The organism is Archangium sp., assembly GCF_036277355.1.
Lineage (GTDB): Bacteria > Myxococcota > Myxococcia > Myxococcales > Myxococcaceae > Archangium.
The window spans coordinates 1-12,973 of the sequence record NZ_DASUNC010000151.1 but is presented as its reverse complement, the minus strand read 5'-3'; the positions used below and the strand labels follow the sequence as shown (position 1 = coordinate 12,973).

The window sequence follows — 12,973 nt, the reverse complement described above, 5'->3', positions numbered from 1 at the left end:
GGACCCGAACCCGAGTGGCGTGAAGATGGGCGGCTACCAGATGCTGATCCGCGGCGAGCCGTTCCGGGGGAAGTTCCGCAACGGGTTCGACAAGCCGGAGCCGTTCTCGCCGGGGAAGCCGACGGTGGTGAAGTTCACGATGCCGGATGTGTGCCACACGTTCCGCCCCGGCCACCGGCTGATGGTGCAGGTGCAGAGCACCTGGTTCCCCATCATCGACCGCAACCCGCAGACCTTCGTGCCCAACATCTTCGAGGCGAAGGAAGAGGACTTCGTGCGCGCCTTCCACCGCGTGTACCGCTCGGCGGCGCACCCCAGCTCGCTCGAGGTGAGCGTGCTGCCGGCGCTGGACGACTGACGCGCCCGGGAGGGCGGGGAGCCCACGAGCCCCCTGCCCTCCCCTCCCGAGGAACTAGCGCGGGTAGAACGTCTTGCCCGCCTTCACCCTCTCCACGAGGGACGGCGCGGGGGTGAAGCGCTCGCCGTACTTGTCCTGGAAGTGCTCCAGGCGGCGCAGCAGCTCGGCGGGGCCGAGGCTGTCCGCGTAGCGGAAGGGGCCTCCGAGGAACGGCGGGAAGCCGAGCCCGAAGATGGCACCCACGTCGCCATCCCGCGCGCTGCGGAGAATCCCCTCGCCGAGGCAGCGCACCGCCTCGTTCACCATCTGCAGGGCGCACCGCTCGGCCATCTCGCGCGCATCGAGGCTCTTGCGGTTCTTCCCGTGCGGCAGGAGCTCGTAGACGGTGGGGTCCACCTCCTTCTTCTTGCCGTCGTAGGTGTAGAAGCCCTTCTTGTTCTTGCGGCCGAGCCGTCCGTCGGCCACCACCTTCTCCAGGGCGCGGGGCGCGGCCATGCGCTTGCCGAAGGCGGACTCCATGATGGGGCCCACCTTCTGCGCCACGTCGATGCCCACCTCGTCCAGCAGGGTGATGGGGCCCACGGGGAAGCCGAAGTCCACGAGCGCCTTGTCCAGCTCGGCGATGCCGGCGCCATCGGCCAGCAGGTGCGCGGCCTCGTTCATGTACGGCGCGAGGATGCGCGAGGTGTAGAAGCCCGGCCCGTCGTTGACGACGATGACCGTCTTGCCCTGCTTCTTGCCCACCTCCACGCAGGTGGCCGTCACCCAGTCGGCGGTGCCCTTGTGGGTGATGATCTCCAGCAGCGGCATCTTGTTCACCGGGCTGAAGTAATGCATGCCGATGACCTGCGCGGGCCGCTTGGAGCCCTTGGCCAGCTCGGTGATGGGGATGCTGGAGGTGTTGGAGGCGAAGATGCAGTCCTCGCGGGTGACGGCCTCCACCTCGCCCATGATGCGGTGCTTGAGGGCCAGGTCCTCGAAGACGGCCTCGATGACCACGTCCACGTTCTTGAAGCCCTCGTAGCCGGTGCCGCCGGTGACGAGCGCCATCTTCGCGGCCGCATCGCGCCACGTGAGCGAGCGCTTCTTCACCCGCTCATCGTAGAGGCCCTGCACCTGCTTGAGGGCCCGGCCCACGCCCGCGTCGTCCTTGTCCTTCACGCGCACCGGCACGCCCTGCAGCGCCGAGCTGACGTAGGCGATGCCGCCGCCCATCAGCCCGCCGCCGAGCACGCCCACCTTCTTCACCTCGCGCGGCTTCACGTCCGCGCTGGCCGTGCCGTTCTCCTTCTTCAGCGCCGTGGTGGCGAAGAAGATCTCCACCAGCCGCATGGAGACGTCGGACACCACCAGCTCGCCGAAGAACTTCGCCTCGGCCTCCAGGCCCGCCGAGCGGCCGGACTCCACGCCGATGCGGATGGCCTCGAGCGCCTTCTCCGGCGCCGGGTACTTGCCGCGCGTCTTCTTGCGCAGCTGCTTGCGCGCCTGGTCGAAGAGGATCTTCCGGCCCACCGGGTTGTCCTCGAGCGCGACCTCGGTCCACATCTCCTTGTTGGTCAGCCCCAGCAGCAGTCCGCCCAGGCCCTTCTTGCCCTGCTGCGCCACCGCCTTGAGGCCCTGTCCCCGGGGACGCTCCACCTTCAAGCCCTCGGCCAGCTCGCGGGCGCGGCGCACGGCCAGGGAGCGGAGGATGGGCGCGGGCACCACCTCGTCCACCAGGCCCAGCTTCTTCGCCTTGGACGGCTTCACGTTCTTGCCGGTGAGGATGAGGTCCAACGCGGCCTGCACGCCGATGAGGGCCGGCAGCCGCTGGGTGCCACCCGCGCCGGGGATGAGGCCCAGCTGTACCTCGGGCAGCCCGAGCGTCGTCTTCGGGCTGTCGGTGGCGATGCGGTAGTCACAGGCGAGCGCCCACTCCAGGCCGCCGCCCAGGCACGCGCCGTGGATGGCCGCCACCACCGGCTTGGAGAACGCCTCCAGCCTGTCGAAACCCTGCTGCCCTTGACGCGAGGCGGCGGTGGCCTCGGCGGCCGACTTCAGCGTCTGCAGGAAGTCGATCTTCGCTCCGGCCACGAAGCTGTCCTTCTTGCCGGACATGAAGACGAGCGCCTTCACCGCGGGATCCTTCTCCGCGCGGGTGAGCAGGTTCGCGAACACCTCGCCCGTCTCGGGGGAGAGCGTGTTCACCGGCTCGCCCGGCAGATCCAACACGAGGAGCGCGACCCCGTCCTCGACCTGGTAGGTGAAGCCCTGCTTCGCCTCGAGCTCCTGAGCCATCATGGCAGCCATCACGCACGCTCCAGGACCACCGCGGCTCCGAGGCCACCGGCGGCGCAGACGGTGCACAGCACCGTGTTCTTGTTCTGACGCTTCAGCTCATGCAGGGCCTGGGTGACGATGCGCGCCCCCGTGGCCCCGAAGGGATGGCCGATGGAGATGGAGCCACCCGACAGATTGAGACGCGTGCGGTCCACCTCGCCCACCGGCGCGCTCCAGCCGGCCTTCCGGGCGAACTCCTTGGACGCCAGCGCCTGGATGTTGCTGGCCACCTGCGCGGCGAAGGCCTCGTGCATCTCCACCAGATCGATGTCCGAGAGCTTCATGCCCGCGCGCTCCAGCGCGATGGGGGCCGCGTACGCGGGGCCCTGGAGCAGCTGGTCCCCGGGATCGGTGGCGGCATAGGCATGGGCGCGCAGGTAGCCGAGCGGCTCCAGGCCGAGCGCCTTCGCCTTCTCCTCGCTCATGAGCAGCAACGCGGCGGCGCCGTCGGTGAGCGGCGAGGCGTTGCCGGCGGTGACGGAGCCATACTTGCGATCGAACACGGGCCGGAGCTGGGAGAGCGCCTCCAGGCTGGTGTCCTCGCGGACGATGTTGTCCTTCTGCGACACCTTCTCGTACTTCGGCGGCACCACCACGTGCATCACCTGGGCGTCGAAGAAGCCCTCCTTCCAGGCGCGCGCGGCGTTCTGGTGCGAGGTGAAGGCGATGGTGTCCTGCTCCTGGCGGGAGATGCCGTTCTCCTTGGCCATCTTCTCGGCGCTCTCGCCCATGGTGAGGCCGGTGGAGTACTCGGCGATGGCTGGGGGCACGGGCACCAGATCCCTCGGCTTGAGCGTCTGGAAGGCCTTGAGCTTCTCCGGGAGGCTGCGCGCCTTGGAGGCGGCCACCAGCGCCTGGGCCAGCGGACGGCTGGTGAAGATGGGCGCGTCCGACATGGACTCGGTGCCACCCACGAGCACCACGTCCGCCTCGCCCACCGAGATGGCGTTGGCCGCCGTCGTCATGGCCTGGATGGAGGTGGCGCAGGCGCGCGCCACGGTGAACGCTTCGATCTTGCGCGGCAGCCCCGCGGCCAGCACCACCTCGCGCGCGATGGACGGCGCGGTGAGCGTGGGGATGACCTGGCCGAACACCACCTGATCAATCTCCTGGGGATCGATGTCCGCGCGCTGCACCAGCTCCTGGACCACCATGCGGCCCAGGTCCAGCGCGGTGAGCTTCGCGAAGTCGGTTCCCGCCTTCACGAAGGGCGTCCTCAATCCGCGGACGATGGCCACCCTGCGGTGACCGTGACGCTGCTTCTCGCGAGCCATGTGTGCCTCACCTTCCCGACGTAGATGAGGCGCATCTAATGGGCCGTGTCGCATCGCGTCAACGGAAGATTGATTCCGGAGTCAACGCGGTGACCCCCGAGTGTTTCGCCCCCTCGGTGGGCGGCTCAGGGAGCGGTGCCCGGCTGTTGAGCAGCCAACTTCCCGAGGAGGAACTCCTCCAGGGGGCGGAGCTCCGGGGCGACGGCCCACAGCGAGGACAGGTCCGCCTTGTCGAGCCGGCTCACCAGGGCCTCGGGAAAGGGCTGCTCACCCGCCTGCGCGAAGATCTCCGCGAGCACCTTGTTGGGCTCGTAGCGGCCCCGGATGAGCTGCTCGAACGAGGGAGTCACCGGCAGCAGGGGGCGCAGCAGGTGCTCGTCCCGGAAGAGGAACACGGCGATCTCGGGCGCGATCGGCAGGATGAGCCATTCGCTGGGAGGCGCGGCCTGCTCCAGGAACAGATGCACCCAACCGCACTGCTCCGCGATCAGCTCTGGAGAAAACGTCTGGGCATCGCGCACCACGGCCACGGGCACTCGCTCCTTGAAGAGGATCTCCCGCGCCACTCTCGAAGCTCCGATATTGCTATGGGCCCAACTGATCTGAATGCCCCGTCCCCCCAAACGGGGATGACCCTCCACCAGACGCCGCATGAGCTTCCCAGCCACGCGTCCCGGGGTCACGATGGCCACACTCATCACGCATTCCCCCTGTCCAACGGTTTCACTTCCGCGAATCCCATCTCCACCGCATGCCGCAGCTTCCTCCTCATTCCCGCGAGGAGCCGCTGTTCCCGAAGGGCCTGCTCGAGCTCCTCGCCCTCCCACAGCAGCACATCGGGAGGTGGCAGCATGTTCATCACCGAGGACGCGGCCTCCGAGACTTCTCCTGTGCAGAACAGCGCCCCGATGGTGGTTCGCGGCCGGCGCAGGAGCTGGGACTTCAGCTTGACGATGGTCGAGGTATCTACCGGTCTGGTCATGTCCTTGCACTCTACCAGACAGGACACCCCATCGAAATAGACCACCCCGTCGATCTGCTCCAGGAGGACACCATCCCGGTACACCCGATACGGCCAGGTCACCTCGGCGCCCTCCAACTGGAACGCTCGCAGCAGGAGGTACTCCAGCAGCACCCCGGCGGGCCACTCGGGGGGCGAGACTCCCGCCCGAAGGCCCTGCCACAGCTCCAACACCCCTGAATGATCGAGCGCGAGCACCCTGCGCTGGTACTCGCCGCCCCTGCCCTCGTCTGTCACGGCACCCGTCCCCTTCCCCGACCTTCCACGCCACCCTACCGGGTGCCCCTGACATCCCCGGCCGACTCCCGGGGTCACGTCATCAGGTGCCCTGGCGGAGCGCGATGCCGTGCTTGTGCACGGCGTCCACCATGAACTTCGCGGCGTCGGGATCCGTGGGCGGGAGGATGCCGTGGCCCAGGTTGAAGATGTGCCCCACGGGCCCGGCGCGGCGGAGGATGTCCACCACGCGCTGCTCCAGCTCCTCGCGCGGCAGGAAGAGGTGGAGCGGATCCAGGTTGCCCTGCACCGCCACGTCGGGCCCGAGCACGCGCCGGGCCTCGTCGATGGGCGTGCGCCAGTCCTGTCCGACCACGTCCGCGCCGGTGCGCTTGAGCAGCGGCAGGTGGTTGGACATGCCGGTGCCGAAGACGATGACGGGCACGCCCTTGGCCTGCACCTCCTTCACCATGCGCGTGAGGTACGGCAGGCAGAAGCGCTCGTAGTCCCAGGGCGACAGCTCCCCGCCCCACGAGTCGAAGATCTGCACGATGCTCGCGCCGGCCTCCACCTGCATCAGCAGGTACGGAATGAGCGTGCTCGTCAGCTTCTCGAAGAGGGTGTGGGCGAGCTTCGGCTGCTCGAAGAGGAGCCGCTTGATGAGGATGTAGCTCTTGGAGCCGCCGCCCTCGACCATGTACGCGGCGAGGGTGAAGGGCGCGCCGCAGAAGCCGATGACGGGCACCGAGTCGTTGAGGGCGCGGCGGGTGCGGCGGATGGCCTCGGCGACGAAGCCGGTGCCCTGGACGGGGTCGGGCACGCCCAGCCGCTCGATGTCCGCGGCGGTGCGCACGGGGTTGGGGAAGTGCGGCCCCTTGTCCCCGAGCTCCAATTCAATCCCCATGGCCTCCACGGGGATGAGGATGTCCGAGAAGATGATGGCGGCGTCCACGCCCAGCCGGGTGATGGGCTGGACGGTGACCTCGGCGGCGAGGTCCGCGTTCTTGCACAGGTCCAGAAAGCCGATGGTGCCGCGGATGGCTCGGTACTCGGGGAGGTAGCGGCCGGCCTGGCGCATGAGCCACACGGGGGTGGTGTCGGTGGGCTGGCGGCGGGCGGCTCGCAGGAGGCGGTCGTTCAAGGGGTGGGCTCCGTGTCTGCCCCGTCTCCCTCGGGGAGTGGGCGCGGGGGCGAGGGTTGTCAGGTGCCATCGCCAGGGTCAACGCTCGTGTCAGGACGGCCCGGAATGATTCGTCCGTCCAAAACGTATGCTTGACAGTGACGGGCGTGGCCGATACAAGCCCGCCCCGTCGCAACGCGGTGACGCAAGCGAGGGGCGGATAGCTCAGCGGCAGAGCGTCGCCCTTACAAGGCGAGGGTCACAGGTTCAATCCCTGTTCCGCCCAAGCAGTAGCCGTGGTAGTGCAGCACAGCGGTGTCGTGGGGAGTTAGTTCAGTTGGTTAGAACGCCGGCCTGTCACGCCGGAGGCCACGGGTTCAAGTCCCGTACTCCTCGCCAATAGAAGGGCCCGGAATCGCAAGGTTCCGGGCCCTTCGCCTTTTCTCCCCCCCCTGTTTCGGCGGCCCCTCTACGGGCCGTCCGGGCGCGAGCCGTTGTCCAGCTCGTCGCGGTCGAGCAATCCGTCCTCATCCCGGTCCACGCCGATGCGCCACTCGGTGTCCTTGGGCACCACCGTGTAGGTGAGCTCGCTGCCCGGTCCCGCCAGCAGTTGCAACGCCGCGGCGCTCGGCGTCTCCAGGGCCCGGTCGGACTGGAAGGTGCCACTGCCCACATAGGTGTATCCGCGCTGGAGTCCCGCCTGCCGGCCCTTCACCACCAGGCCCACCTTGCCCGCGTCCGCCAGGGAGAAGAAGGTGCTCAACAGGCTCTGCTGGCTCGTGCTGAGCAGCGGGGAGTCCAACGTCAGCTGCCAGCCCACCGCGGCATGGGTATCCCGGCTGGCCATTCCGGGCGGCTCGAGCACGCTGGTGCCGGACGCGACGGGCAGCTCCGAACCGGACAGGGCGAGCATCAACGCCACCAGATCCGCCACCTCCTGGTCGCTCGCAGGCGTGAAGCCGGGCTGCGCGATGAAGCGCGCCAGCGAGTCCACCGAGCCGTCATGCATGAAGCCGAAGCCGGACAGGTTGGACGTCTGGGAGAACTCCATGCCCACCTTCTTGTAGAGGTTGCGCAGCTGCGGAACCTTCATCGTCACGTGGGTGTTCGCATCCGCGGAGACGAGCCCATGGCGCTGTTCCCCCTGCGGACCGGCCGGGAGGGAGACGAACTGGCTCCCGTTCCACGTCATCGCGCTGGACTGCCCGGTGGGCAGGGCGTGGCAGGTGTTGCAGGCGAGCACATTGCTCCCGAGCAGGCGCGGAGGCCGGAAGATGGCCAGCCCGTTGACGGCGTTGCCAGGGGGCAGCGGCGTACCGGCGGGCGCGAAGACACCGGGCGCGTAGTGGCCGGGCAGCGGCAGGTTCGTGGGCAGCGTGTTGTCGATGTTGCGGAAGGGGTTGGGCGGGAAGGTGAGCGTGGCGAGGAAGTCCTCGAACTGCTGCATCTCCGCCGCCGGGAGGGCGGTGTCGTTGCCCTGCAGACCGATGAAGGCCGGGTTGAACTCCTCCAGGCCAGCCCGGTCCCCGCGCCAGTGCAACGGCTCCTTGCCAATGATGTCCTGGAGCGTCTGGGTCACCATGGGCCCCTTCATCGGGTGCCAGTTCTCGAATCCAGGGGTGAGGGCGGGAACGCCCATGCCCAGGTTCTGTCCCGTCAGCGTCTTCACGCTGCCCGAGGGCTCTCCCAGGTCCCAGGCGAGCCGGTCCATGCGCCCGTCCACATGGCACGAGCCACAGGAGATGTGGCCCTGACCCGAATAGTTGCGCGTGTTGTAGAGGTACTTGCGGCCCACCTTGATGGTGGCGGGCGAGGGATCGAAGAAGGGAATCCGGGCCTGCTCGAGGTTGGAGGAAAGGCTCGCCACCGAGAGGCTCGCCCCGAACTTGTTGAGGACATAGAGACGGCCACGGGCCCCATCCACCACCACGCCGGTGGGGCCCTCCCCCACGGTCATCCTGGCCACCCGGGCGCCGAGGTTGCTCACCACCACCACGTTGTTGGAGCCCATGCCGGTGATGTAGCCGCGCGTCCCATCCGCGCTCCAGGCGATGCCGCGTGGGTCCCCGAGGGAGAGCTCCCTCTTCCATTGGGGCAGGGTGGACACCGTGTAGTCGGCGTGCGGGTTGAGATCCGTGAGGCCCGGCGCCCCCGGGTTGGCGGGATCCACCAGCGCCAGCATCACCCGCAGGAAGCGCCCATTGAGGTTGGGCTCGAAGCGGCGCTCATTGGTGGCGTCCGTGCCCACCACCGTCACCTTGCCACTGGGGTGCACGGAGAGCGCCATGTTCAGGTTCATCAGCCTGCGCACGTAGGAGACGGACAGGGTGGACACCTGGATGATGGCCACGTCGTTGTCCGGCAGATCCCACCCCGGGACACGGCCCGAAGCGGCCGAGTTGGCCCCGCTGACGAAAGAGGTCCAGTCGCCGAGGTTGTCATCCATCCAGAGGCCCTGGGCGTTCTTCTTGACGATGAGGCCCACGGCCGGAGGGGGCGGGTTGGCGGGGTTGAGCGCCGGGCTGAAGCCCGACCCCACGTTGGGCGGCGGGTTGACCCCTCCATAGGGGCTCGAGGCCGAACTGACCGGGTTGGTCCGGGCGAAGCTCGGGTTGACGTTGCCTCCCCCCAGCACCGTGCTCCCGTTGCCAGACTCGAAGATGGCCGCGTACACCTTGGTGCCGTCCGGGCTCACCGCCAGGGCGCGAGGCTCCTCTCCCCACAGGGAGATGCGCACCGGCACTGGCGACGACACGAGCGGATCCACCACCATCACCCGGTTCACCTGTGAACAGGAGATGAAGGCCCGCTGCGGCGAACCCGCGAAGACGACATCCGCCGGCTCATCGTCCGTGCGCAGCGTGCGCACCACGTTGAGCGTGGTCAGGTCCACCACGCTCACACTGTCCGAGATGTGGTTGATCACCCAGGCCTCGGTATTGGTGCGGGCCCGCACCGACACCGGCTCCAGTCCCACCGGGATGCTGGCCGCCAGCACCGGTATCCCGCTCGTCAGCGTGAACACCATCAGACGGTTGTCCGCCGTGTTCACCGCCAGCAGCTTCGTGCCGTCCGGTGTCATGTCCAGGGGATGGACGTGCGGCGTCTCCCAATTCACGAAGGAACCGGAGGCCTCGGCCCGGACGGGAAATGCCAGGGCCAGGAGCAGCGGGAGGAAACCAATCAATCGGGTAGCGAACGCCATGGGGTACGCCTTCAGCTGAATGAAGTCAGCCATGCAGGGCCGGTCCCAGCGGCAAGAGCCGCGAGCCGCGCCGGGAATCAGGGATGGCCCTCTCTACCAAATGAGAGTGCGACACACACGCGCCACGGTGGCCTTCGCGAGTTTCTCGGGTCTCGCCAATCAGCTGTCTGGAACGCGACATCTCAGGCCGGCCATGTCCACGTACGTCCCAATGTCAGACACCCTGGCGAGAAACCTTTCACCTCCGCCGCGAAGTCACCGGCTCCACGGTCGCAAGGACTCGGGCCATGTGTCACGAAACAGGTTGACGCCCGTTCCGGATGGGAGTGGAAGAGCCCCGTGGCAACGAACTCCACGTGGAGAGGGCATCTCTTCTTCGGGTCCGGGCGCCTGCTCTACGCGGGGCCCCTGGGCGAGACGCGGCTGCATGCCCACCACAGCTTCCAGTTGGTGCTCTCGCTCGGTGAGCCCGTCACGCTGGGTGACTCCCGCCAACAGGTGCTGGCGTGTGGGGCGGCCGTCATCCCGCCGGATGCCGGGCATGCGGTGGTCCGCACGGCCAGCGCCGCGGTGCTGCTGCACGTCTCCCCCGATGACCTCGCCGGGCGAAAACTCCAGACGCTCGGCCTGGCCAGGGACTCCGTGGCCGGCTGGCAGCGGGCGGGAGAGCGGCTCGCGTTGCTTGCCTCACGGGCGCTCCCGCGGCACTGGCACGAGGCCGAGGCGCTCGCGCAGGAGATGATCCGCGCCCTCCAGGTGGACACGGCGGATCCGCGACCCGCCCATCCGGCGGTGAAACAGCTGCTGGGCCTCCTCCCCGAGCTGCTCGAGGACGACGTGAGCCTCGAGGCGCTCGCCGCGCGGGTGGGGCTCTCCGCCAGCCGGCTCTCCCATCTCTTCAGTGCCGAGGTGGGACTCCCCCTCCGGCCCTACATCCTGTGGCTGAGGCTCCACCGCGCCGCCGAGTCCCTCGGGAGCGGAGCGCCCCTCACCACCGCCGCGCACGCGGCGGGCTTCACCGACAGCGCGCACCTGAGCCACACCTTCCGCCGCATGTTCGGGCTGTCCCCCTCGGAGATCGCCGGCGTGGTCGAATGGGTCCTCCCCCCCACGCCATAGCGAGTTCTTACAAGCGCTCGCGTGCCCCTCGCGAGAAGGTGGCGGAGTCACGGAGGAGGAAGGTCATGCCGATGGAGTCGAAGCTGCGTGCCGCATTCGAGGCCGAGTTGCGCCAGGCGGCCGAGGCGGAACGGGACGGTGCGTTGCCCCGAGCCTGGCGTCACCTGGAGCGGGCCCACATCCTGAGTCAAGCGTATGCCGGGCCCCACATCCGGGTGCATTGCCTCATGTTCGGCTTCGGGTGGCGGCGCCGGGACGTGCGCGAGCTGCTCGGACAGCTCGCGAGAATCCTGGTGGCCGGGCCCGGCTCATGGCTCGGCCGGGCACCGCTCGGCAACACGGGGGGCGCCAACGTGGGCATCCTCACCCCCATGCCCATTCCCGAGGACCTGCGCGTCCTCCTCGAAGCGGGCGGGAGCCTGCCGCTCCACCCGCGCGGGCAGCCGTAGGGGGACGGCTTCAGCGGGAGACCACGGGCGCCCCATCCCCGGCGGGCAGGTCCGCGCGACGCTGGAGCTTCACCACCTCGGCCGTCACCGTCACGCTGCTGGGGAGCGGGAAGATGAAGAAGATGGCGCCGAACACCTTCGTCACCGGCAGGTACTGCGTCTGACGGAAACGCACGTTGATGGCCCCATCTCCGCCCATCGCCCGCACCTGGGGGATGAGCACGTCCTTGAACCCGGCATCCAGGTCCGTGCCAACCACGTCCACGAAGCCGAAGAGCAGCACGCCCGCGCGCGTGGCCTGGACCATGCCGAGCGTCTCGTAGGGCTCGGGGATGTCGCCCGCCGTCACGAAGACGTCCCTGCCACTGCGGTCGGACGGGACGGAGGTGGTGTTGATGACGGTGCAGCCGGTGAGCGCCACGAGCGCGAACGCAACGAGGAGACGCATGGGAGGAAGTCTCACGGTTGGGAGGAGATGAACTGGATGACTTCGCCGGTGACGATCACATTGCGGTCGCGGACCTTCACGCCACCGTTGCCTCTCGCCACATTGGAGATGGACTCGGAGAGCTCGGCCGCGCGCTCCACGCCTGTGGGCGGATTCTCGTCCTCGAACTCGATGTTGATGACGCCATCGCCGCCCATCCGCAGGGCCGTGTCCACGAGCGACTTCTTGATGACGCCATCAATGGCGGCATCGCCCACGTCCGAGTAGCCCGCCACGGTGACGCCATAGCCCAGCACCTGGGCGAAGCCGAGGGTGCGATAGGGGCGCGGCGAACCGCCGGTGCTGAGATACAGCCCGCGCCCACCCTCGGGCGGACGGTCCGACAGCTTCGAGCCGTGCGACACGGCACTGCAGCCGACGCACAACAGCACGGGAAGGAGCAACGGGAGTTTCACCGGATTCTCCAGGAGCGGAACGGGTTCAACGCGAAGGCGTACCGGCCGACGGCGGCGCGGCACCGGGGCCGAGCTTCACGACCTCACCGCTGAGGGTGACCTCGCTCGGCAGCGGGATGAAGAACAGCAGGGCGAAGAGGATGCGCGTGGGGACCGGGTACTGCGTCTGCTGGAAGCGCACGTTCATGATGCCATCCCCGCCCAGGCGCCGGACCTCGGGGAGGAGCGACTCGCGCAGCCCGGACTCCAGGTCCGTGCCGGCGGGGTCCGCGAAACCGAAGAGCAGCACGCCGCGCCGCGTGGTCTGCACCACACCGAGGCTCTGGTAGGGGCCCTTCACATCCCCCGTGGAGACGAAGACGTCCCGCCGGTCACGAATGGACGGCACCTGGGCCACGTTCACCGAGGTGCAGCCGGCCAGTGCCATCAACAACAGGAGTCCGAACGTCCCACGCATGCGGTGTTGCCCTCCCTCGTCCGCGTCAGGACGGAACATCAACGCGGAGGGCCCGCGAGGGCAACCTCTTTTTTCCTAGAGCAGCCACGTGCCCCCCGGAGCTCCGCGGCGCATGGCACAGGAGGAGGGCCCCGCCCCGCGTGGGGGAGGGGCCCTCCGGGCTCCCGCTCAGAACAGACGAGGGAAGATGGCGGAGACGGAGGCACCACCCGTTCCAGCGATGCCCTCCACCTGGCCCGCGATGGGCAACGTCTTGGACATGCCGAAGAAGTTGTGACCCAGGTACAGGTACCCGGGGCCCACTCCGAAGCCGTCCCTGCCCGCAAGGAATCCCGCCGCGTCATGCAGCACGCCGTGTGCCTTCACTCCCGGTATCCAGCCGGTGGTGACCTCCAGCACCTGCGTCATCCACCCGTCTCCGGGCCCCACCAGTCCTCCGCTCGGGTTGAGCGCGATGGCCTCTCCCGCCGTCAGCGCTCCCTGCGTAAAGCGCTCCATCGCCTCTCCGTACTGCCTCTGCCACGGCTTCCAG

At 68.6% G+C, this 12,973-nt stretch carries 13 protein-coding genes and 2 tRNA genes; 5 read left to right on the top strand and 10 right to left on the bottom strand.

Features of this window, described 5'->3' with window-relative positions:
- Window positions 1-358, top strand: a 358-nt coding sequence (locus VFZ09_RS37545; protein ID WP_329732585.1) for a CocE/NonD family hydrolase C-terminal non-catalytic domain-containing protein, incomplete at its 5' end; no start/stop codon positions are given.
- A 54-nt stretch (window positions 359-412) separates the two neighbouring features.
- Here VFZ09_RS37545 and fadJ read toward each other — a convergent pair.
- The 5 genes from fadJ to hemE all read right to left on the bottom strand — a co-directional run bounded on the left by fadJ (window position 413) and on the right by hemE (window position 6,329).
- Entirely contained in the window at window positions 413-2,647 is a 2,235-nt protein-coding gene (gene fadJ, locus VFZ09_RS37540) for a fatty acid oxidation complex subunit alpha FadJ (protein WP_329732584.1), read from the bottom strand.
- Window positions 2,647-3,951, bottom strand: a complete 1,305-nt coding sequence (fadI, locus tag VFZ09_RS37535) for an acetyl-CoA C-acyltransferase FadI (RefSeq protein ID WP_329732583.1) — start codon at window positions 3,949-3,951, stop codon at window positions 2,647-2,649. The genes fadJ and fadI overlap by 1 nt, the downstream gene beginning before the upstream one ends.
- 125 nt (window positions 3,952-4,076) lie before the next feature.
- Window positions 4,077-4,517 (bottom strand): hypothetical protein, encoded by a 441-nt coding sequence (locus VFZ09_RS37530; protein ID WP_329732582.1) that lies wholly within the window; start codon window positions 4,515-4,517, stop codon window positions 4,077-4,079.
- 131 nt (window positions 4,518-4,648) lie between these two features.
- Window positions 4,649-5,209, bottom strand: a complete 561-nt coding sequence (locus VFZ09_RS37525) for a restriction endonuclease (RefSeq protein ID WP_329732581.1) — start codon at window positions 5,207-5,209, stop codon at window positions 4,649-4,651.
- Between the two features lie 82 nt (window positions 5,210-5,291).
- Complete coding sequence (gene hemE, locus VFZ09_RS37520; protein WP_329732580.1) at window positions 5,292-6,329, bottom strand: uroporphyrinogen decarboxylase; 1,038 nt, start codon at window positions 6,327-6,329, stop codon at window positions 5,292-5,294.
- A 193-nt stretch (window positions 6,330-6,522) separates the two neighbouring features.
- On the opposite strand from hemE, the gene VFZ09_RS37515 reads away from it, so the two are divergent.
- Window positions 6,523-6,594 (top strand) — tRNA-Val (locus VFZ09_RS37515).
- A 36-nt stretch (window positions 6,595-6,630) separates the two neighbouring features.
- Window positions 6,631-6,707: transfer RNA gene (locus tag VFZ09_RS37510), tRNA-Asp, on the top strand.
- Window positions 6,708-6,777: 70 nt separating this feature from the next.
- Here the strand turns inward: VFZ09_RS37510 and VFZ09_RS37505 are convergent.
- Window positions 6,778-9,546 (bottom strand): hypothetical protein, encoded by a 2,769-nt coding sequence (locus VFZ09_RS37505; protein WP_329732579.1) that lies wholly within the window; start codon window positions 9,544-9,546, stop codon window positions 6,778-6,780.
- Window positions 9,547-9,852: 306 nt separating this feature from the next.
- Between VFZ09_RS37505 and VFZ09_RS37500 the strand changes: the two genes are divergently transcribed.
- Both VFZ09_RS37500 and VFZ09_RS37495 read left to right on the top strand, forming a co-directional pair.
- Complete coding sequence (locus VFZ09_RS37500) at window positions 9,853-10,632, top strand: helix-turn-helix transcriptional regulator (RefSeq protein WP_329732578.1); 780 nt, start codon at window positions 9,853-9,855, stop codon at window positions 10,630-10,632.
- 65 nt (window positions 10,633-10,697) lie between these two features.
- Window positions 10,698-11,081, top strand: coding sequence for a DUF3703 domain-containing protein (locus VFZ09_RS37495; RefSeq protein WP_329732577.1), 384 nt, complete (start codon window positions 10,698-10,700; stop codon window positions 11,079-11,081).
- Window positions 11,082-11,091: 10 nt separating this feature from the next.
- Here the strand turns inward: VFZ09_RS37495 and VFZ09_RS37490 are convergent, their stop codons facing one another.
- The 4 genes from VFZ09_RS37490 to VFZ09_RS37475 form a co-directional block, all read right to left on the bottom strand.
- Window positions 11,092-11,529: a hypothetical protein gene (locus VFZ09_RS37490; RefSeq protein WP_329732576.1), complete on the bottom strand. Its 438-nt coding sequence runs from the start codon at window positions 11,527-11,529 to the stop codon at window positions 11,092-11,094.
- Between the two features lie 11 nt (window positions 11,530-11,540).
- The gene (locus tag VFZ09_RS37485) at window positions 11,541-11,984 is read right to left on the bottom strand and encodes a hypothetical protein (RefSeq protein ID WP_329732575.1); all 444 of its coding nucleotides are present in this window, start codon (window positions 11,982-11,984) and stop codon (window positions 11,541-11,543) included.
- A gap of 25 nt (window positions 11,985-12,009) precedes the next feature.
- Entirely contained in the window at window positions 12,010-12,441 is a 432-nt protein-coding gene (locus VFZ09_RS37480) for a hypothetical protein (RefSeq protein ID WP_329732574.1), read from the bottom strand.
- Window positions 12,442-12,609: 168 nt separating this feature from the next.
- A partial coding sequence (locus VFZ09_RS37475; protein ID WP_329732573.1) for a hypothetical protein occupies window positions 12,610-12,973 on the bottom strand: 364 nt, incomplete at its 5' end.

Coding starts and splice junctions, on each gene's coding strand:
- fadJ (WP_329732584.1), bottom strand. CDS start 2,647: ATGGCTGCCATGATGGCTCAGGAGCTCGAGGCGAAGCAGGGCTTCACC.
- fadI (WP_329732583.1), bottom strand. CDS start 3,951: ATGGCTCGCGAGAAGCAGCGTCACGGTCACCGCAGGGTGGCCATCGTC.
- VFZ09_RS37505 (WP_329732579.1), bottom strand. CDS start 9,546: ATGGCTGACTTCATTCAGCTGAAGGCGTACCCCATGGCGTTCGCTACC.
- VFZ09_RS37495 (WP_329732577.1), top strand. CDS start 10,698: ATGCCGATGGAGTCGAAGCTGCGTGCCGCATTCGAGGCCGAGTTGCGC.
- VFZ09_RS37490 (WP_329732576.1), bottom strand. CDS start 11,529: ATGCGTCTCCTCGTTGCGTTCGCGCTCGTGGCGCTCACCGGCTGCACC.
- VFZ09_RS37480 (WP_329732574.1), bottom strand. CDS start 12,441: ATGCGTGGGACGTTCGGACTCCTGTTGTTGATGGCACTGGCCGGCTGC.